This window comes from Streptomyces sp. MspMP-M5 (assembly GCF_000373585.1).
In the GTDB taxonomy this organism is placed as follows: Bacteria; Actinomycetota; Actinomycetes; order Streptomycetales; family Streptomycetaceae; genus Streptomyces.
In genome coordinates this window covers 40576-59740 of sequence record NZ_KB891885.1, presented here as the reverse complement: position 1 = coordinate 59740, position 19165 = coordinate 40576, and the positions used below count along the sequence as shown (strand labels likewise).

Here is a 19165-nt window from a genome sequence, read left to right as displayed (position 1 = left end):
TTCCGGGCCGGTCCGGGCCCCGGGAGCCGGCCACGGAGCGTGCCCGATTGTGATCGAAATGCGACGGATGTCGGTTCGTGTCACGCTTATCGAGCCCGATCCCCAACCCCCACAGGAGTGAACAGCATGGGCATCGAAGACCAGTTCAAGGACAAGGCGCAGCAGCTCAAGGACGAGGCCAAGCGACGGGCCCAGCAGGGTCAGGAGCGGGGCCGGCAGCAGGGGCAGGAGCGCAGCCGGCAGGCCCAGGAGCGCGGCCAGCAGTCCCGCGAGCGCGGCCAGCAGTCGCTGGACGACGTCGCGGACCGCTCCGAGAGCTGACGCCTGGACGTCCGCAGTGACGGGCGTCTGACGTCCTGAACGAGGGTCGTTCGTCTCTGGAGGGGCGCATCTGCAATCCGGGTGCGCCCCTTCAGTCTGTCTTCTTCAGGCCGGCGGTAGCCGCCTCAACGGGGCGTGGATTCCGGCTGGTTGGGCCGGTCCGGCCGGCCGGTCAGTCGGCGGTGCGCGGCGGGAGCGGGGGCCGTCGCCGGTCCGGGACGTCGGAGAGGTCCGGCGGGGTCGCCGAGGGGTGGCGCTCCAGCAGCTCCAGCGCGGTGCGCACCGCGACACCGAGCTGCGGATGCCGGCCCTCCGCCCAGTGCAGCGGCGAGCGCAGCGCCTCGATGTCCACCTCGACGCCGTGGTTCTCCACGCCCCAGCCGTAGAGGCGGAACCACGCGGCGTTCATCGGGACGGTGATCTCGGTGCCGTCCGCGAGCCGGTGCCGGCCGGTCATGCCGACCACCCCGCCCCACGTCCGGGTGCCCACCACCGGCCCGATGCCCTGGAGTTTGAACGCCGCGGTGATCATGTCGCCGTCGGACGAGGTCATCTCGTCGGCGACCGCGACCACCGGACCGCGCGGCGCGTTGCTGGTGTACGACACCGGCTCGGCGTCCCGGGTCAGGTCCCAGCCCATGATGGCCCGGGTCAGCTTCTCGATGACCAGCTCGGAGATGTTGCCGCCGGCGTTGCCGCGGACGTCCACGATCAGCGCGGGCATCGCGACCTCCCGCCGCAGGTCCCGGTTGAACTGCGCCCAGCCGGAGCCGCCCATGTCCGGGATGTGCAGATAGCCGCACCGGCCGCCGCTCAACTCCCGCACCACGGCCCGGCGTTTGGCCACCCAGTCCTGGTAGCGCAGCGGCCGCTCGTCGATCAGCGGGACCACCGCGACCCGGCGGGCGTGGCCGTTGCCGTTGCCCTCGCCCTCCGGCGGCGTGAAGGTCAGCTCCACGGTCGTGCCGCCGGCCGCGGCCAGCAGCGGGTACGGGCCGGCCACCGGGTCCACCGGCCGCCCGTCGACGTGGGTGAGCGCGCTGCCCGCACGGACGCCCGTACCGGCCAGCGGTGAGCGGGCCTTGGAGTCGGAGGACTCGCCGGGCAGGATGCGCTTGAGTACCCAGCGGCCGTCCCGGCGCACGAAGTTGGCGCCGAGCAGGCCGATGGGGCGCTGGTAGTGCGGCGGCCCCTCGTTGCGCCGGGCGCCGGCGACATAGGCGTGCGAGGTGCCCAGCTCGCCCAGCACCTCGCGCAGCAGATCGGCGAACTCGTCGGGGCTGGCGACCCGTTCGAGCAGCGGCCGGTACTGCGCGAGCACGCCCTCCCAGTCGATCCCGCACAGCTTCGGGTCCCAGAAGTACGCCCGGACGATCCGGCCCGCCTCGTCGAACGCCTGCCGCCACTCCGCGCCGGGATCGACGTCGTGCAGGATGCGCCGCAGGTCCAGGTAGACCGTGCTGTCGCTGTCCGCGGGCTCGGCCGCGGGCACCGCGCGCAGCTCGCCCTCGTCGTTGACGACCAGCCGGGTGCCGTCGCCGCTGAGCGCGAACCCGTCCAGGGAGCTGGTGAGTTCGGTGCGCCGCGCCTTGGTCAGGTCGAAGTGCTCCAGGGTGGGGCGGCCGGAGGTGTCGGCCGGGTTGGCGAAGGTCTCGCCCAGCGCGCCGGAGATCGGCCAGCGCAGCCACACCAGCCCACCGCCGTCGACCGGCCGCAGCGAGGAGTACTTGGACGCCGCGACCGGGAACGGCGTGACGCGGTTGGCCAGCCCCTCCACCTCCACCAGCACCGGGCCCTCGCCGCTCGGCTGAGGGTTCTCGTCCGGGTCCAGCCCGCCGGCCGCCGGCCGCCCCTCCGGGGACAGCGCGAACGGGGACGGCGTCGCCGATGACAGCGGGACGAGGTAGGGGCGGCAGCCCAGCGGGAACGACAGATCGCCGGTGTGCACGTCGTAGACCGGGTCGAAGCCGCGCCAGGACAGGAACGCGAGATAGCGGCCGTCCCGGGTGAAGACCGGTTGCTCGTCCTCGAAGCGGCCGTTGGTGACGTCGACGAGGTGCCCGTCGGACAGCCGGGCCATGCAGATCTTGCGCAGCGAGCGGCCGATGCCCGGGTGCGACCAGGTCAGCCAGCGGGAGTCGGGGGAGAAGGCCAGATCGCGGACCGGGCCGTTGGCGGACCGGGTCAGCTCGGTGACCACCGGGGCCGGGCCACCGTCCGGACCGACGCCCGGACCACCGCCCTCGCCCCCTTCCGCCTCGGCCGCCTCTTCCGGCGCTCCGGTCTCCACCAGCAGCAGCCGCCCGTCGTGGGTGGCCACCGCCAGCCGCTCACCGTCCGGCGCGGAGACCAGCTCGTGCACCCGGCCCAGCGCCCCGGCCGCCACCCGGCGCGGGGTGCCCGGCCCGCTGGCCCGCGGCAGATCCGCGATCTCGACGGCGTCCTCGCCCTCGGCGTCCGTCACATACGCGATCCGCCCGGTGGCGCCCAGCATCACCGGCAGCCGGACCCGCACGCCCGGGACGTCGTGGATCGTCCGGGCCGGGCCGTCGCGGTGGGTGAGCCAGTACAGGCTGCCGCGCACCCCGACCGCGCTGGCCCGCCCGGTGGCGTCCACCGCCAGGCCGGTGACGTGCGAGGCGGCCGGGACCTGGTAGACCCGGCGGCCGGCCCGCGGACCGCCCAGCCGCACCGCGAGCCGCCGCGGTGCCGCGTCCGGGGACAGGTCGTCGATCAGCCACAGGTCGCCGGCGCACTGGTAGACGATCCGGGAACCGTCCGTCGAGGCGTGCCGGGCGTAGAAGTCCGCGTGGTCGCTGTGCCGGCGCAGCCCGGTGCCGTCCGGCAGGCAGGAGTAGACGTTGCCGACGCCCTCGTGGTCGGAGAGGAAGGCGATCCGCCCGCCGGTGAACATCACCGAGTCCAGGTGCCCGTGCAGATCCGGCAGCAGCCGGGTGCCGTGCAGCCACATCCGGCCCATCGCCCCGCCCCGGTAGCGCTTCCAGGACGCCGGCTCGTGCGGCGGTTTGCCGCTGAGCAGCAGGGTGCGGCGCTCCCCGCCGATGTCGGCCAGCGCGATGTCGGCGACCGGCCCCCACGGCAGCTGCCCGCCGGGGCTGCCGTCGGTGGCCAGGCAGTACGCCCAGGAGTAGTACGAGAACGGCTGGCCGTGCGAGGACACCGCCAGGATCTGCGACCGGCCCTCGTGGTCCGGCGGCGTCCAGCCGCAGACCCGGGCGTCGGTGCCGCCCCAGTACGTCAGCCGCCGCGCCGGGCCGCCGGCCACCGGCGCCAGGTGGATCTCCGGGTCGAGGCTGCGCCAGCTGGTGAACGCGATCCGGGTGCCGTCGGGGGAGAAGCGCGGCGGGCCGACCCGGGTCCGGTCCACGGTCAGCCGCCAGGCCCGGCCCGGCTCCGCGCCGGGCGGCGCGAGCGGCGCCAGCCACAGGTCGTCCTCGGCGGCGAAGCAGAGCAGATCGCCGTGGAGGTGCGGAAACCGCAGATACGCCTCGGGTGCATCGCTCACGCCCCCATGGTTTCGGCGCCACGGGCGGGCGGCAACTCGGCCGCGGGCGCGGGGCGGTTCCCACGTTGTCGGGTGCCCCGCCGTGGGGGCGCTTGTTTTCCGCCTTCGGCGGTAGGGGGCTGTGGGGCGGGGCATGGCCGCGGGGGTCGGGCGCCGGATGTGAGGAAGGCCACGCCCCGTGGCCCTGGCGGTCCCCCTGGTCATGAGCATGGATCCCGGCGTTGCACCATTGATGGGTCATCTAACGCGACGGAAGAGTGGGAAGCGAGTCAGTGGTGGACGTCCAGGGCACGGTGGAGGACGGCTACGAGCCGGTCCGGGACGCCTTCGAAGCCAACTTCGCCCGGCGTGGCGAGCGCGGCGCCGCGGTCACCGTGTACAAGGACGGCCGCAAGGTCGTGGACCTCTGGGGCGGCACCAAGGACGGCGACGCCGCACCCGACGACGCCGTGGCCGCCCGCTGGGAGCCCGGCACCGCCCAGATCGTCCGCTCCGCCACCAAGGGCATCGCCGCCACCGTCCCGCTTCTGCTGCACCAGCGCGGCCAGCTCGACCTGGACGCCCCGGTCGGCACGTACTGGCCCGAGTTCAAGGCCGCCGGCAAGGACCGCGTCCTGGTCCGCCACCTCCTCGCGCACCGCGCCGGCCTGCCCGTGCTGGACACCCCGCTCACCCCCGCCCAGGCCGTCGACGGCGTCAGCGGCCCGGCCGCGGTCGCCGCCCAGGCCCCCTCCTGGACACCGGGCACCGACCACGGCTACCACGCCCAGACCTACAGCTGGCTGCTGGGCGAACTGGTGCTGCGGGTCACCGGCCGCACCCTCGGCGCCTGGGTCGCCGAGGAGATATCCCAGCCGCTCGGCCTCGACCTGTGGATCGGCCTCCCCGACGAGGCCCGCCCCCGCGTCGGCCGCCTCGCGCCCGTCGAGGCCGCGCCGCGCCCCGCCTCCGCCGGCCTGCGGGTCCGCCCCAAGCAGTCGGTCGCCGACGCGTACGCCGACCCGTCGTCCCTCACCAGCCGCGCCTTCGCCGCGATCTCCCCGGCCCCCGACGAGAACGACGACGCCTACCGCGCCGGCGAACTCCCCGCCTCGGCGGGCATCGCCACGGCGGCCGCGCTGGCCCGCGCCTATGCGGCGCTCATCGGGCCGGTCGACGGCCACCCCCGGCTCTTCGCGCCGGCCACCCTCACCCTCGCCCGCACCGAGGAGTCCGCCGGCCCCGACCGCACCCTCCTCGTCAACACCCGCTTCGGCCTGGGCTTCATGCTCCACGGCCCGGCCTCGCCGCTCCTCGGCCCCGGCTCGTTCGGCCACCCCGGCCGCGGCGGCGCGCTCGCCTTCGCCGACCCGGAGAGCGGAGTCGCCTTCGGCTACGTCACGAATGGGATGCAGCGGAACGTTACGGCGGACCCGAGGGCGCAAGCGCTCGTCCGCGCCGTCGCCGCCGTGGGCGGCTGAGCTTCCCACGTTGTCGGGTGCCCCGCCGTGGGGCGTCTGTTGTTTCCGCCTTCGGCGGAGGGGGTTTGTGGGGCGGGGGCCCGCGTCGTCCGTGGTGGCGGTGCCGGGGGCTCCGGGGCGGGTTGTCGGACTGCTTCGCTTTACGTCCGACAACCCGCCCCTCCGCCCCCGGCCCCTCCCGTCGTGGGTCGGCCCCACCCCGGTGGGGGTGGAGAAGACCCGGGTGGGGCGGAGGCAGCCTCGGACGGTCATACGTCGTGCAGGGCTTGGCGGAGGGCGGTGTTGGCCACGAGGATGCCGCCGTCTACGGGGAGGGTGATGCCGGTGACCCAGGAGGCGTCGGGGGAGGCGAGGTAGGCGACGGCGGCGGCGATGTCCTCGGGGCGGCCGACCCGGCCCAACGGGTAGGCGGACGCGGCACGTTGGAGCTTTTCCTCGCGGCCCGCCCAGTTGGGGGTGTGGACGGTGCCCGGGGCGACGAGGTTGACGCGGACGCCGCGCGGGGCGGCGTGGCCGGAGAGGGTGCGGGTCAGGCTGGCCAGGCCCGCCTTGGCGGCGCTGTAGGCGTGGTTGCCGAAGTCCTGGATGCCGTTGACCGAACCGATGTTGACGATCGAGCCGCGCCCGTCGGCGGTGGCCAGCCGCGGCAGGGCGGCCCGGGCGCAGCGCATGGCACCGGTCAGGGTGAGGTCTAGGTCGGCGGCCCATTCGTCGTCGGGGGTGTCCTCGAAGAGCGGGGCGTCGGGGTGGCAGCCGAAGGCGTTGTTGACGAGGGTCTCCAGGCCGCCGAAGCGTTCCACGGCGTGGGCGACCGCCGCCTCGACCGCGGTCCGGTCACCGACGTCGCAGGCCCGCGCCTCGGCGGTGCCGCCGACCGCCCGGATCGCGTCGGCGGCCCGCTCCGCGCGCGCCCCGTCGAGGTCGGTGACCAGCACCCGCGCCCCCTCATCGGCCAACCGCCGGGCCGTGGCCTCCCCGATGCCCCGGCCGGCCCCCGTGATCAGTACCCGGTACCCCTCGAATCGCCTCATGGACCGGTCCTACCCCGCCGGGCCATCGGCGTCCCGCGCGCCGGCCGATCAGGCGGCACCGTCTCTTCCCTCACCCCCACCGGGGTGGGGCCCGCCCCCTACGGGAGGGGCCGGGGGCGGAGGGGCGGGTTGTCGGACGTAAAGCGAAGCAGTCCGACAACCCGCCCCGGAGCCCCCGGCCCCGGCACTACGGACGAACGCGGGCCCCCGCCCCACAAACCCCTCCCGCCGAAGGCGGAAAACAAACCACGGCGGGGCACCCGACAACGTGGGAAGCCCCCCGGCGTCAGCCGGCCAGCATCAGACCGATCCCCACCACCATCACCCCCGCCGCCGCCACCCGCGGAAACCCGAACCGTTCCTTGAAGAACAGCGCCCCGATCGCGGCCCCGACGATGATCGACGATTCGCGCAGTGCCGCGATCGGCGCCAGTGGGGCGCGGGTCTGGGCCCACAGCACCAGGCCGTAGGCGAACACCGACAGCACCCCGCCGGCCAGCCCGCGCAGCGCGAGCGGCCGTAGTTCGGCGGCGAGTCGGCCGCGCCGGGTGGCCAGCGCGTAGGCGGGGATGGCGAGCCCTTCGAGGATCATCAGCCAGGCGATGTAGCCGAGGGGGGTCCCCGAGGCGCGGACGCCGAGGCCGTCGACGGTGGTGTACGAGGCGATGGACAGGCCGGTGGCGACCGCGGCCGCGATCGCCGGCCAGTGCGGACGCGAGCCGGAGCCCCGGATGCCCCACAGGGCCATTCCCACCAGGCCGGCCGAGGCGAGCGCCACTCCGGCCAGCACCCAGCCGTCCGGGACCTCGTGCACGAAGACCGCGGCGAGGACGGTGACGACCAGCGGCGCGGTGCCGCGGGCGATCGGATACATCTGCCCGAAGTCACCCAGCCGGAACGACTGCATCAGCAGGGTCTGGTAGACGACGTGCAGCACCGCGGAGACCAGCAGGTACGGCCAGGCGCCGGCCGCGGGCAGCGGGGTGAAGCCGGCCAGGGCGGCGCCGCATATCGCGCCGCCCCCGCCGACGAGGGTGAAGGCCAGCAGCTGGTCGCGTATGCCGTGGGCCAGGGCGTTCCAGCCGGCGTGGGTGACCGCGGCCAGCAGGACGGCCGCGACGACCAGCGGCGTCACGAGGTCTGCTCGCGGACGTCCACGAGCCGGGCCCCGGCGTGCGCGACCAGGGACCGCGGGTCGAGGGGGAAGACGGTGTGCGGGGTGCCCGCGGCGGCCCAGACGGTGGGGTGCGCGAGGATGCCGCGGTCGGCGAGGACGGGGGTGCGGGTGCGGTGGCCGAAGGGCGGGACGCCGCCGATGGCGTAGCCGGTGGTCTCCCGGACGAGGTCGGCGTCGGCCCGGCGGACCTTGGTCGCGCCCAGCTCGGCCCGGACCCGCTCCATGTCGACCCGGGAGGCGCCGTCCATCAGCACCAGCACCGGCGCCCCGTCGACAGTGAAGATCAGCGACTTCACGATCTGGGCGAGGTCGCAGCCGATCGCGGCGGCGGCCTCCGCGGCGGTCCGGGTGGCCTCGGGGAACCGGCGCACCTCGACGCTCAGGCCGAGGCCGGCGAGCGCCTCGGCGAAGCGCGGATGGGGCTGGGAGGCGGTGGCGGCAGGGGAGTTGTCGGTCGCGGAATCGCTCATGGCCCGCACGCTAGCGAAAGCTGTACGGGCCATGCGAACGACTTCCGGCCGGTGGACACCCCGTGACGACGGGGTGCCCGCGGGCCGTCGGGGCGGTTACTCGGCGGTGAGGATGGCGCGGACCAGCGGGCCGGCGTTGGTGCCGCCGTGACCGCTGGCGGGGACGACCGCGGCGGCCGCCAGGTCGTTGCGGTAGGCGGCGAACCAGGCGTTGGGCTTGTCCTGGTTGTCGACCTCGGCGGAACCGGTCTTGGCGCCGATGTCCCCGCTGAGCCCCTGCATCGCCTCGGCGCCCGTGCCGGACGTCGCGGTCAGCTTCATCAGGGCCTTGAGGTTGCTGGCGGTGTCCGGCTTCATGGTGCCGGCGGCCTTGGCGAACGTCCGGTTGTCCAGCGACGCGGCGACGATGTACGGCTGGCGGAACGAGCCGGACTGGGCGGTGGCGGCGATCGAGGCGACGTTCAGCGGGTTCATCCGGACCCCGCCCTGGCCGATCAGCGAGGCCGCCATCTGGGCGTCGTGCTGGACGGGGACGGTGCCGTCGAAGGTGGGGATGCCGGTCGCCCAGTTCAGCCCGATGCCGAAGACGTTCCGGGCCTCCTTCGTCAGGTCGTCGTCGGCGAGGTCCTTGGCGTGCCCGATGAAGGCGTTGTTGCAGGACGCCGCGAAGCTCTGCGCGAAGGTGCCGTCGGGGATCTCGGACTTGTTGAGGTTCTGGAACTTCCAGCCGCCGACGGTGACGAACTTCGGGCACGGGTTCTTCTTGTCCGGCGCCGTCAGGCCCTTGTCCATCAGCAGCGCGGAGGTGACGATCTTCATCGTCGAACCGGGCGCCAGCGACCCCTGGGCGGCCATGTTGAAGCCGCCGGCGGGGGAGTTGGCGAGCGCAAGGATCTCGCCGGTGCTGGGCTTGACGGCCGCCGCGGCCGCCGACGCCTTGCCCTTGACCGCGTTCTCGGCGGCCGTCTGCAGCTTGGCGTCCAGCGTCGTGTGCAGCGTGCCGGGGGTGCCCTTGGCGAGCACCTTCAGGGTCTTGTCGGGCTGCTGCTGGTTGCTGTCGGCGGACTTGGCGCGGTGGATGTACAGCTCCGCGCCCGGCTTGCCGTCGGTCTTGTTGCCGTACTTGGTGCGCAGGCTGTCCAGCACCCCGGCGAGCGACGGGTGGTCCTGGGCGGTCAGCTCGACGCCGTTGCGGTCCACGGCCTTGATCGGGGGCGCCTCGGCCTCGCCGGTGCGCAGCTCGTCGCCCTTGGCCAGGCCCGGGTAGAGCGCCGACGGCTGCCAGGCGACCTTCGGCTTCCCGGTGGTCTTGTCCCGCTTGAGGGTCACGGTGCTGCCGTACGAGAACGGGGCCTTCACGGACTTGTAGGCGACCTCGGTGGTGGCCGTGTACGGCACCTTGTCGCCGGCCGGGGCGCCCGGCTTCAGCGCCACCTTCGTGAACTTCGCCTGCTGGGCGAAGGAGGTGAGCGCGGTGCGGGCGGCGCCCGGGTCGTCGGTCACCGAGGCGGCCTTCTCGATGTCGCCGGACTGCCAGGCGGTCAGGAAGGTCTGTGCGGTGGTGTTGACTTCCTGGGCCGACAGCGGGCCGGTGGGCACCGAGGGACCGCCGTCGCCCGGTTTGGCGTCGGCCGCCCTGACGGCCTGGGGCGACGACCCGTCCGAGCCGCCGAACAGCGTGAAGCCGCCGACGACCCCGGCCACCAGGGCCGCCGAACCGCCGATCAGTCCGTATTTCACCTCGCGGCGCATGCCACCGATCCCCTCCCAGGAGCCCGAGTCCTTGAGTACGCACCCAAGAACGCCCATCGCACTCTAAGGGACACGGGCAGGCGCTGAGTCTCGATCAGGGCACGGTCCGGTGACGCACCGTCGAAGCGCCGTGACAGTTTCGTCACATCCCCGCAGCTCCTGGCCGCGCGGGCTCTAGACCCAGCTGTCGAACCACATCCGGTTCTGCCATGCGCTCCGGGGAATCGGCAGACCGGTGTAGAGCGGATAGAAGTAGACGAAATTCCACACGATCAGCAGAACGAGGACACCCGCGCCGACCGCCCCGATGGTGCGCCGCCGCTCGTCCGCCCGCGGCGGCCCGATGATCGCGCCGATCATCATCGCCAGCGCCAGGCACAGGAACGGCACGAAGACCACCGCGTAGAAGAGGAAGATGGTCCGCTCCTGGTAGAGGAACCACGGCAGATAGCCCGCCGCGACGCCACACGCGATCGCCCCGGCCCGCCAGTCCCGCCGGAACAGCCACCGCCACAGCACGTACAGCAGCGCGAAGCAGGCCGCCCACCACAGCAGCGGGGTGCCCAGCGCCAGCACCTCGCGGGCGCAGCCCTCGGCGGCCGTGCAGCCGTCGTGCCCGGCCTTGGGGTCCTCGTAGAAGTACGAGACCGGGCGGCCCAGCACCAGCCAGCTCCACGGGTTGGACTGGTAGGTGTGCGGAGTGGTCAGGCCGGTGTGGAAGGCGTAGACCTCGGTCTGGTAGTGCCACAGGCTGCGCAGCCAGTCCGGCAGCCAGGTCCAGCCGGCCTGCACGCCCTCGGGGGTGGTGGCCCAGTCGCGGTAGTAGCCGCCCTTGGTGACGATCCAGCCCGTCCAGGACGCCAGGTACGTGGCGAGCGCGACGACGACGGTGGAGACGAACGCGGGCAGCGCGTCGCGCCGCAGCACCGACCGGAACGGGCGCCGGGCGCCGGCCGTGCGCCGCGCCCCCATGTCCCACAGCACCGACATCAGCGCGAACGCCGCCAGGAAGTACAGGCCGTTCCACTTCGTCGCCGCCGACAGGCCCAGGCACAGCCCGGCCGCCAGCCGCCACGGCCGCCACCCCAGCCGCAGCCGGTCGCCGGCCTGCCCGTCCGGCCGGGCCGTGCCCTCGGGGCCGGTGGGCAGCGCCGCCGCCAGCCGGGCCCGGGTGCGGTCCCGGTCCACCAGCAGGCAGCCGAAGCCGGCCAGCACCCAGAACATCACGATCAGGTCGAGCAGCGCGGTGCGGCTCATCACGAAGTGCAGCCCGTCCACCGCCAGCAGCGCGCCGGCCAGGCAGCCCAGCGCCGTCGAGCGCAGCAGCCGTCGCCCGATCCGGCAGACCAGCAGCACCGACAGGGTGCCCAGCAGCGCGGTCATGAACCGCCAGCCGAAGGGGTTCATCCCGAACGCCCACTCGCCCAGCGCGATCAGCCACTTGCCCATCGGCGGATGGACGACGTACGAGTGCTCCGGCGAGAGCAGGATCTGCGGCGGATGGGCCAGCAGCGCGTCGTTGGCGTTCTTCGCCCAGGTGCCCTCGTAGCCGTACTGGAGCAGCGACCAGGCGTCCTTGGGGTAGTAGGTCTCGTCGAATATGACCTTGCGCGGGCTGCCGAGGTTCCAGAACGTCAGCACGCCCGCGCACAGCGTCACCAGTAGCGGGCCGAGCCAGCCCGACCAGCGGGCCAGCCGCTGCGCCAGGTGCGGGCCGGCGCCGAGCAGCGCCCACACCCGCCCGTCCGGCTCGGGGAACGGCGCCACCAGCCGCGTCCGGACGTCGGCCGCGGGCCGCCCGGTGTACCCGAAGCGGCGCAGCCGCCGCTGCCACACGGGGGGCCGGTCGGTCGGCTCCGGGGTGCGCGGGGCGGCCGCGTGCGTCGCGGTGGTGTCACTCGTCACCCGGCCCATCGTAGGGAAGCGGTCTGTGCGGCGGCGGTCCGCGCCGCCGGGCGGTGCCGCGCGTCGCCGGCACGGGCCCGGCCGGGGCGCGGCGCGGGGCTGGGAGGATGGGAGGGTGACTGGAACGCTGGTACTTGCAGGGACGCCCATCGGCGAGGTCGCGGACGCCCCGCCGCGGCTCGCCGCCGAACTCGCCGCGGCCGACGTGATCGCCGCCGAGGACACCCGGCGGCTGCGCCGGCTCACCCAGGCGCTGGAGGTGACGCCCGCCGGCCGGATCGTGTCGTACTTCGAGGGCAACGAGGCGGCCCGGACACCGGAGTTGGCGGACGCGCTGGCCGGCGGGGCGCGGGTGCTGCTGGTCACCGACGCCGGGATGCCGTCGGTCTCCGACCCCGGCTACCGGCTGGTCGCGGCGGCCGTCGAGCGCGGCATCAAGGTCACCGCGGTCCCCGGCCCGAGCGCGGTGCTCACCGCGCTGGCGGTCTCCGGGCTGCCGGTGGACCGCTTCTGCTTCGAGGGCTTCCTGCCCCGCAAGGCGGGGGAGCGGCTCTCCCGGCTCCGCGAGGTCGAGGGCGAGCGCCGCACCCTGGTCTACTTCGAGGCGCCGCACCGCCTGGCCGACACCCTCGCGGCGATGGCCGAGGTCTTCGGCGCGGACCGCCGCGCCGCGGTCTGCCGGGAGCTGACCAAGACCTACGAGGAGGTCCGGCGCGGCGGGCTGGGCGAGCTGGCGGCGTGGGCCGCCGAGGGCGTCCGCGGGGAGATCACGATCGTGGTCGAGGGGGCCCCGGAGAGCGGCCCGGCGGAGCTGGACGCCGATGAGCTGGTGCGCCGGGTGCGGATTCGCGAGGAGGCCGGGGAGCGCCGCAAGGAGGCGATCGCGGCGGTGGCGGCGGACGCCGGGCTGCCCAAGCGGGAGGTCTTCGACGCGGTCGTGGCGGCGAAGAACTCCGAACGGGAGGCGGGAAAGGGCGCGGCCGGCCCGCGGTGAAGGCCCGCCCCGCTGAGCGTGGGCGCGCTCGGTAGAGCGTAAAAGCCCAGGCCACAGCCCTGAACCGACCCACAGGGAGGTAAATGGCGGGCATCGAAGGTAAAGCGATCGACCGCCTTGTGGTGCGTTTTTCCTACGACCTGCCAAATCTGGGCCAACAGGTAGCAGCTCGGCTGCGCTCCGGCCGCGAAAGGCGTTCCCTGGGTACCGGGACGTCCGGTCCCCGGAGAGCTTGTCCAGCGGACAAGAGGAGCGCACATGAGCGACATCACGAAGACCACCGGCATCACAGGTGCGGCGCCCGCCAGTCCCGTTCCGCCCCGCCCCCGACCGTCCGAGCCCGCGGCCCGCGAGGCATACGCCTTCTGCTGCATGAGCTGCGGCCACGGCTGGGAGCAGGCGTACGAGATCGAGCACCAGGTCGATGCCAAGGGCGTCACGCACGCCGTCTACTACGCGGACGGCGAGCGCGTCCCGTCCCCGCTGACCCATCCCACGTGCCGCAGCTGCGGCGGCAACGTCGTCCGCATCATGCGCTCCGGACAGGTCTCGATGGTCTCCGACGCGATCGCGAACATGCACCAGCCGCACCACCGCAAGAACTCCCGCCACGGGGACGGCGGCAGCACCGCCGAACCGCGGCGGCACCACTGGCACCTCTCCGACCTGCTGCACCCCTTCCAGCACCACCGCAAGTGAGGCGCCGGCCGCGGTCCTCGTAGGATCGCGGCCATGGCCAAGCAGGACAAGGACACCCCGCCCCCGCTGCCCGAACCGCTCCGGGTACCGGTCGCGGACTCGCACACCCACCTGGACATGCAGGGCACCACCGTCGAAGCGGCCCTGGCCGCGGCCGCCTCGGTCGGCGTCACCACCCTCGTCCAGGTGGGCTGCGACCTGAACGGCTCCCGCTGGGCCGCGGACACCGCCGCCGCCCACGACGCCGTGCACGCCACCGTCGCCCTCCACCCCAACGAGGCGCCGCGGATCGTCCTCGGGGACCCCGACGGATGGTCCCGGCAAGGGGCTCGCCAGGCCGGCGGCGACGCTGCGCTGGACGCCGCACTCGACGAGATCGACGCGCTGGCCGCCCGCCCCGAGGTCCGCGGCATCGGCGAGACCGGCCTCGACTACTTCCGCACCGGCCCCGACGGCATCGCCGCCCAGGAACGGTCCTTCCGCGCCCACATCGAGATCGCCAAACGGCACGGCAAGGCCCTGGTCATCCACGACCGCGAGGCCCACGACGACGTGCTGCGCGTCCTGCGCGAAGAGGGCGCACCCGACCGCGTCGTCTTCCACTGCTACTCCGGCGACGCCGCGATGGCCGAGATCTGCGCCGCCGCCGGCTACTTCATGTCCTTCGCCGGCAACGTCACCTTCAAGAACGCCCAGCCGCTGCGCGACGCCCTCGCCGTCGCCCCGCCCGAACTCCTCCTCGTCGAGACCGACGCCCCCTTCCTCACCCCCGCGCCGTACCGCGGACGGGCCAACGCCCCCTACCTCATCCCGCTCACCCTGCGTGCCATGGCCGACGTCAAGAACATGACCGAAGACGCCCTGGCCTCGGCCGTCGCCGCCAACACCGCCCGCGCGTTCGACTACTGACGGTCACCCGGCCCCGTCCGGCGCACCCGCCCCGCGGGAAGGCGAGTTGGGTCCGCCGCCCACCCTCCGCTACATTCCGCGGTTGACCGGTTACCGGACGACACCCGTGGCAGGTGCAGTGTGAGTCCTCCACCCAGTGGCCACCGAGCGGGCCGCGGCCGCGGCCGCCGCCGGCGCGCCCCCGAGAATCCCGCACAGCTGCGCCGGCTACTGCCCCGCGCCCTGGTCGTCGCCTTCCTCGCCGGCGGCACCACCGCCTTCGTCGCGCACGACAAGGCCGTCAAGCTCAGCGTCGACGGCGACCCCCGCACGCTGCACACCTTCGCCGACGACGTCGACGAGCTGCTGGCCGACCAGGACCTCGCCGTCGGCGACCACGACATCGTCGCCCCCGCCCCCGGCACCGGCCTCGCCAGCGGCGACCAGGTCGTGGTCCGGCACGGCCGGCCGGTCATGCTCACCCTGGACGGGCAGCGCCGCCAGGTGTGGACCACCGCCGACACCGTCGCCGGGGCCCTGCACCAGCTCGGCGTCCGCGCCGAGGGCGCCTACCTCTCCGCCGCCCGCTCCCAGCCCATCGGCCGGCACGGCCTGGAGCTGGCGGTCCGCACCGAACGCGCGCTGGTCTTCGTCGCCGACGGCCGCGAGTACCACATCCGCACCAACGCCGCCACGGTCCGCGAGGCCCTCGCCGAGGCCGGCCTGGCGCTGCGCGACCACGACACCACCTCGGTGCCGCCGGACAGCTTCCCCCGCGAGGGCCAGACCGTCTCCGTGCTGCGGATCAGCGGCACCACCGAGGTCCGCGAGGAGACCGTCCCGTTCCGCACCGTCAAGCGGCCCGACCCGAACCTGACGGTGGGCACCGAGGCCGTCGTCCGGCCCGGTGTCCCCGGGGTGCGGCGCGTCACCTACCGCCTGGAGACCGTCAACGGCGTCCGCCGCAAACCACGCAAGATCGCCGTCGAGACCGTCCGCCGCCCCCGCCCGCAGATCGTCCACGTCGGCACCCGGGCCCTGCCCACCTCCGTCCGCGGTGCCGACCAGCTCGCCTGGGAGGCGCTCGCCCAGTGCGAGGCCGGCGGCCGGCCGGACGCCGTCGACGCCTCCGGCACCTACGGCGGGCTCTACCAGTTCGACGTCGGCACCTGGCAGCGCCTCGGCGGCTCCGGCCGCCCCCAGGACGCCCCCGCCGACGAGCAGACCTACCGGGCCAAGAAGCTCTACCTCACCCGGGGTGCGAGCCCCTGGCCCGTCTGCGGCCGTAAGCTTCACGGGTGAGCGACCGCAAGACCACTGACGAAACCGGCCCCCTGCTGGGCCCCGCCGATGTCCGGGAACTGGCCGCAGCGCTGGGCGTACGCCCCACCAAGCAGCGCGGCCAGAACTTCGTCATCGACGCCAACACCGTCCGCCGGATCGTCCGGACCGCCGAGGTCCGCCCCGACGACGTGGTCGTCGAGGTCGGCCCCGGACTGGGCTCGCTGACCCTGGCCCTGCTGGAGGTCGCCGATCGCGTCACCGCCGTCGAGATCGACGACGTGCTCGCCGCGGCGCTGCCCGCCACCGTCGCCGCCCGCCTCCCCGAACGCGCCGACCGCTTCGCGCTCGTCCACCGCGACGCCCTGCACGTCACCGAGCTGCCCGGCCCGGCCCCCACCGCCCTGGTCGCCAACCTCCCGTACAACGTCGCCGTCCCCGTCCTCCTGCACATGCTGGAGCGGTTCCCGACCATCGAGCGGACCCTGGTCATGGTCCAGGCCGAGGTCGCCGACCGGCTCGCCGCCGGCCCCGGCAACAAGGTCTACGGCGTCCCCTCCGTCAAGGCCAACTGGTACGCCGAGGTCAAGCGGGCCGGCGCCATCGGCCGCAACGTCTTCTGGCCCGCGCCGAACGTCGAGTCCGGCCTGGTCTCCCTCGTCCGCCGCGCCGAACCGCTGCCGTGCAAGGTCTCCCGGGAGGAGGTCTTCGCTGTCGTCGACGCGGCCTTCGCCCAGCGCCGCAAGACCCTGCGGGCCGCCCTCGCCGGCTGGGCGGGCTCGGCCGCCGCGGCCGAAGCGGCCCTGGTCGCGGCCGGTGTCTCCCCCCAGGCCCGCGGCGAGTCGCTGACCGTCGAGTCCTTCATCGCCATCGCCGAGAACAAGGCCGCGGCCGCGGACCAGGAGGCCACCCGATGACCCGCGACACCTCCGTCACCGTCCGCGTCCCCGCCAAGGTCAACGTCCAGCTCGCGGTCGGCGGCCGCCGCCCCGACGGCTTCCACGACCTGGCCAACGTCTTCCTCGCCGTCGGCCTGTACGACGAGGTGACGGCGACCCCTGCCGACACACTGAAGATCACCTGCACCGGCCCGGACGCCGACCAGGTCCCGCTGGACGGCACCAACCTCGCCGCCCGCGCCGCCCGCGCCCTGGCAGCCCGCCACGGCCTGGAGCCCGACGTCCACCTCCACATCGCCAAGGACATCCCCGTCGCCGGCGGCATGGCCGGCGGCAGCGCGGACGCCGCCGGCGCCCTGCTGGCCTGCGCCACCCTCTGGGAAACCGGCAGCACCCAGGACGAACTCCTCGCCCTCTGCGCCGAGTTGGGCAGCGACGTCCCCTTCAGCCTGGTCGGCGGCGCCGCGCTGGGCCGCGGCCGCGGCGAACTGCTGGAGCCGCTCGCCGTCGGCGGCACCTTCCACTGGGTCTTCGCGGTCGCCGACGGCGGCCTGTCCACCCCCGCCGTCTACAAGGAGTGCGACCGCCTGCGGGACGCCACCGGCCGCGGCGCCACCACCGCCGACATCCCGGACCCCGAGCCGTCCCCGACCCTCCTGGACGCCCTGCGCACCGGCGACCCGGCCGCCCTGGCCGCGTCGCTGAGCAACGACCTCCAGGCCGCCGCGGTCTCCCTCCGCCCGTCCCTGGCCGCCACCCTCGCCGCCGGCACGGAAGCCGGGGCACTGGCCGCCCTGGTCTCCGGCTCCGGCCCGACCACCGCGTTCCTGGCATCCGACGCCGAGGACGCCGAACGGGTCGCGGCAGCGCTCCGCGCCTCGGGTACCTGCCGCACGGCCCGCGTCACCTCCGGCCCGGCAATGGGCGCGACGGTCGTCGGCAACGGCTAGCTCCGCCACGGCCGTTCGGCTGCCGTTATCCGGGAAGCGTGTGGACGCTGCGTTCCGCCACATCGGACAGGAGGCGTCCGGCGGTCCGGAAGTCGTTGTCGTCGTGGAGGATGACGAGTCCGTGGTGAACGGCCGTCGCGCACACGAGCCAGTCGACTGCTGACAGGCTCTGGTGCTGTCCTCGCTGGGCCAACCGGTACTGAGCGGTCTCGACCCAGCGCCAGGCGGTCTTCGGTACGGGGACGTCCGGGTACAGGTCGCAGAACATCTCGGTCATCTGGTCGTACTCGTCAAGGCTGCGGGCTGATTGCCGGAACTCCACCCGCTGCGCTGCGCACGAGCCGATCACCCCGTCGTCCAGCTCGTGTCCCCACGCGTCGTTCAGCTTGCGGTCGCGCTGAAGCCGCCAGACGGCCGTGGAATCGGCGAGATAGCGAATCACGGTCACGCGGCTCCCGGCTGCTGCATTCCTGGCGCGTGCCGCGCGGCCTTCTCTGCCGCGTGACGCTGCTGGAACCCTTCCTCGTCCCAGCTCTGCGCATTCTCCAGGTGTCGCAGCCGCTGTTCCGTGCGGCGGCGCCGCTCGGCGTACTCACGCAGCGCGATGTTGACCATCTCCTTCTTGGTCCTGGCGCCGGACAGTCTCATGGCTTCCGCCAGAGCGTCGTCGTCGATGTCGATCTGAGTGGCGGACATCGCGTACCTCCGTCTCGTATGCCTCATACAAAGTTACCCGATAGTGCATACATGACGGCAGTCGCGGCATACCCCCGGCTCCGGTGCGCGGAAGGCGCGCTCGCAGCCGTCGCAGGTCTGGAGGGGGTCCGGGCGCGGGGGCGCCGGTGCGCTGGCTGGGAGGGGCGGCGGCAGCGACGCCATGAGGCGGTGGGCGAGGAAGGCGGCTGGACTGCGGAGGTCGGGCGGCAGATCGGCGGTGAGGGTGCGGCGTACGGCGTCGGGCGGCGCCTCGCGTTCGAGCCAGGTGGCCACGGCCGGGGCGAGGCGCGCCACGTCCCGTTCGGAGAGCAGCAGCTGCGGATCGTCGCGCCGCAGCTCCACGAGGATGCGGTGGGCCAGACGGGTCCCGTCTGGGCCGGGGCGGCTTGGCGCGGGAAGCGGCGCACGTGCCGGTTTCGGTGCCGGTTTCGGTGTGGCTTTCGGCGTCGGCTTCGCCTCGTGTTCTCGTTCCGGTTCCCGATCCTGTTTCGGCCTCGGGGCCCGTTGGGCGGGTCGGGCCACGGGGCACGGGGTCGCGCCCGGCTGGTTGTACGAGACCGTGCGCGTCACGACCCGCCCGCTCGGCAGTCGCTCCCGCGTGCGCTTCAGGTACCCTGCCGCTTCCAACTCCCGCAGCGCGGAAGCGATCCGTGCCTCGCTCTCGGGGAAGCGGGCGGCCAGGCACTTGATGCCGATGCGGGCCCCGGCGGGCAGCGACTGGATGTGCAGGGCGAGCCCGATCGCGACGAGCGTCAGTCCACGGTGCTGGGCGAGGTGATTTCCGACTACCGTGAAGTGGCTGGTGTGACGGGAGTTGGCGTGAATGACGCCGGACGAGGGAGTCGGCACGGGAACGCGGGACGCGGGGCGCGAGGGCGCGCTAGGGTTCTTGGAAGCCATCGGGGAAAGCTGCTTTCTAAGCCATTGGGAGAAGCGGCTTTGCTTGTTGGTCAGGCCCTCGTTCGGGATTGCCGTCCCGGCCGGGGGCCGAAGCATGTGTGCGGTGGTGCACTTGTCGCGGCGAGCATATGCCGCTCAACCCTCCCCAAATCCAGTTGAGTTGCCTCAAGTCACCCGTGTGGGTGGCGGAGGTGC

Annotated in this window: 17 protein-coding genes; 8 read left to right on the top strand and 9 right to left on the bottom strand. The window is 73.8% G+C overall.

Translation table 11 applies throughout. The features are described 5' to 3' along the window. The first annotated feature begins 126 nt into the window (after nt 1–126). Nucleotides 127–321, top strand: coding sequence for a hypothetical protein (locus B073_RS0113260; protein WP_018538582.1), 195 nt, complete (start codon nt 127–129; stop codon nt 319–321). Nucleotides 322–493: 172 nt separating this feature from the next. On the opposite strand, the gene B073_RS0113255 is transcribed toward B073_RS0113260, so the two are convergent. Further along, entirely contained in the window at nt 494–3847 is a 3354-nt protein-coding gene (locus tag B073_RS0113255; RefSeq protein WP_018538581.1) for a S41 family peptidase, read from the bottom strand. A 272-nt stretch (nt 3848–4119) separates the two neighbouring features. Between B073_RS0113255 and B073_RS0113250 the strand changes: the two genes are divergently transcribed. Beyond that, on the top strand, nt 4120–5307 hold the full coding sequence (locus B073_RS0113250; protein ID WP_018538580.1) for a serine hydrolase domain-containing protein: 1188 nt from the start codon (nt 4120–4122) through the stop codon (nt 5305–5307). A gap of 248 nt (nt 5308–5555) precedes the next feature. On the opposite strand, the gene B073_RS0113245 is transcribed toward B073_RS0113250, so the two are convergent. The 5 genes from B073_RS0113245 to B073_RS0113225 form a co-directional block, all read right to left on the bottom strand. Beyond that, a complete protein-coding gene (locus B073_RS0113245) occupies nt 5556–6338 on the bottom strand; it encodes an SDR family NAD(P)-dependent oxidoreductase (RefSeq protein ID WP_018538579.1) in 783 nt (260 codons plus the stop codon). 286 nt (nt 6339–6624) lie between these two features. Then, a complete protein-coding gene (locus B073_RS0113240) occupies nt 6625–7473 on the bottom strand; it encodes an EamA family transporter (protein WP_018538578.1) in 849 nt (282 codons plus the stop codon). Further along, nucleotides 7470–7985 carry a YbaK/EbsC family protein gene (locus B073_RS0113235; RefSeq protein ID WP_037811653.1) on the bottom strand — a complete coding sequence of 172 codons (516 nt, stop codon included), beginning with the start codon at nt 7983–7985 and terminating at the stop codon, nt 7470–7472. Before B073_RS0113235 ends, B073_RS0113240 begins: the two co-directional genes overlap by 4 nt. A 96-nt stretch (nt 7986–8081) precedes the next feature. Next, nucleotides 8082–9737: a penicillin-binding transpeptidase domain-containing protein gene (locus tag B073_RS0113230; protein WP_018538576.1), complete on the bottom strand. Its 1656-nt coding sequence runs from the start codon at nt 9735–9737 to the stop codon at nt 8082–8084. A gap of 174 nt (nt 9738–9911) precedes the next feature. After that, complete coding sequence (locus tag B073_RS0113225; RefSeq protein ID WP_018538575.1) at nt 9912–11651, bottom strand: dolichyl-phosphate-mannose--protein mannosyltransferase; 1740 nt, start codon at nt 11649–11651, stop codon at nt 9912–9914. 106 nt (nt 11652–11757) lie between these two features. Here B073_RS0113225 and rsmI point away from each other — a divergent pair, with 106 nt between their 5' ends. The 6 genes from rsmI (at nt 11758) to B073_RS0113195 (ending at nt 17353) form a co-directional block, all read left to right on the top strand. Further along, nucleotides 11758–12636, top strand: a complete 879-nt coding sequence (rsmI, locus tag B073_RS0113220; RefSeq protein ID WP_018538574.1) for a 16S rRNA (cytidine(1402)-2'-O)-methyltransferase — start codon at nt 11758–11760, stop codon at nt 12634–12636. 258 nt (nt 12637–12894) lie between these two features. Further along, nucleotides 12895–13335, top strand: coding sequence for a hypothetical protein (locus tag B073_RS0113215; protein WP_018538573.1), 441 nt, complete (start codon nt 12895–12897; stop codon nt 13333–13335). A 33-nt stretch (nt 13336–13368) separates the two neighbouring features. Continuing rightward, the gene (locus tag B073_RS0113210; protein WP_018538572.1) at nt 13369–14244 is read left to right on the top strand and encodes a TatD family hydrolase; all 876 of its coding nucleotides are present in this window, start codon (nt 13369–13371) and stop codon (nt 14242–14244) included. Nucleotides 14245–14364: 120 nt separating this feature from the next. Further along, nucleotides 14365–15525: a resuscitation-promoting factor gene (locus tag B073_RS0113205; RefSeq protein WP_018538571.1), complete on the top strand. Its 1161-nt coding sequence runs from the start codon at nt 14365–14367 to the stop codon at nt 15523–15525. Then, nucleotides 15522–16421, top strand: coding sequence for a 16S rRNA (adenine(1518)-N(6)/adenine(1519)-N(6))-dimethyltransferase RsmA (gene rsmA, locus B073_RS0113200; RefSeq protein ID WP_018538570.1), 900 nt, complete (start codon nt 15522–15524; stop codon nt 16419–16421). The genes B073_RS0113205 and rsmA overlap by 4 nt, the downstream gene beginning before the upstream one ends. Beyond that, nucleotides 16418–17353, top strand: a complete 936-nt coding sequence (locus B073_RS0113195) for a 4-(cytidine 5'-diphospho)-2-C-methyl-D-erythritol kinase (protein WP_018538569.1) — start codon at nt 16418–16420, stop codon at nt 17351–17353. Before rsmA ends, B073_RS0113195 begins: the two co-directional genes overlap by 4 nt. Before the next feature lie 25 nt (nt 17354–17378). Here B073_RS0113195 and B073_RS0113190 read toward each other — a convergent pair whose 3' ends face one another. From B073_RS0113190 to B073_RS39940, 3 genes are read right to left on the bottom strand one after another with little or no spacing between them, the layout of a single operon-like run. Further along, on the bottom strand, nt 17379–17795 hold the full coding sequence (locus B073_RS0113190) for a PIN domain-containing protein (RefSeq protein ID WP_026247335.1): 417 nt from the start codon (nt 17793–17795) through the stop codon (nt 17379–17381). 2 nt (nt 17796–17797) lie between these two features. Beyond that, nucleotides 17798–18049, bottom strand: coding sequence for a type II toxin-antitoxin system VapB family antitoxin (locus B073_RS0113185; protein WP_018538567.1), 252 nt, complete (start codon nt 18047–18049; stop codon nt 17798–17800). Nucleotides 18050–18082: 33 nt separating this feature from the next. Continuing rightward, a complete protein-coding gene (locus tag B073_RS39940; RefSeq protein WP_037811611.1) occupies nt 18083–18970 on the bottom strand; it encodes a DNA-binding protein in 888 nt (295 codons plus the stop codon). Nucleotides 18971–19165 lie beyond the last annotated feature (195 nt).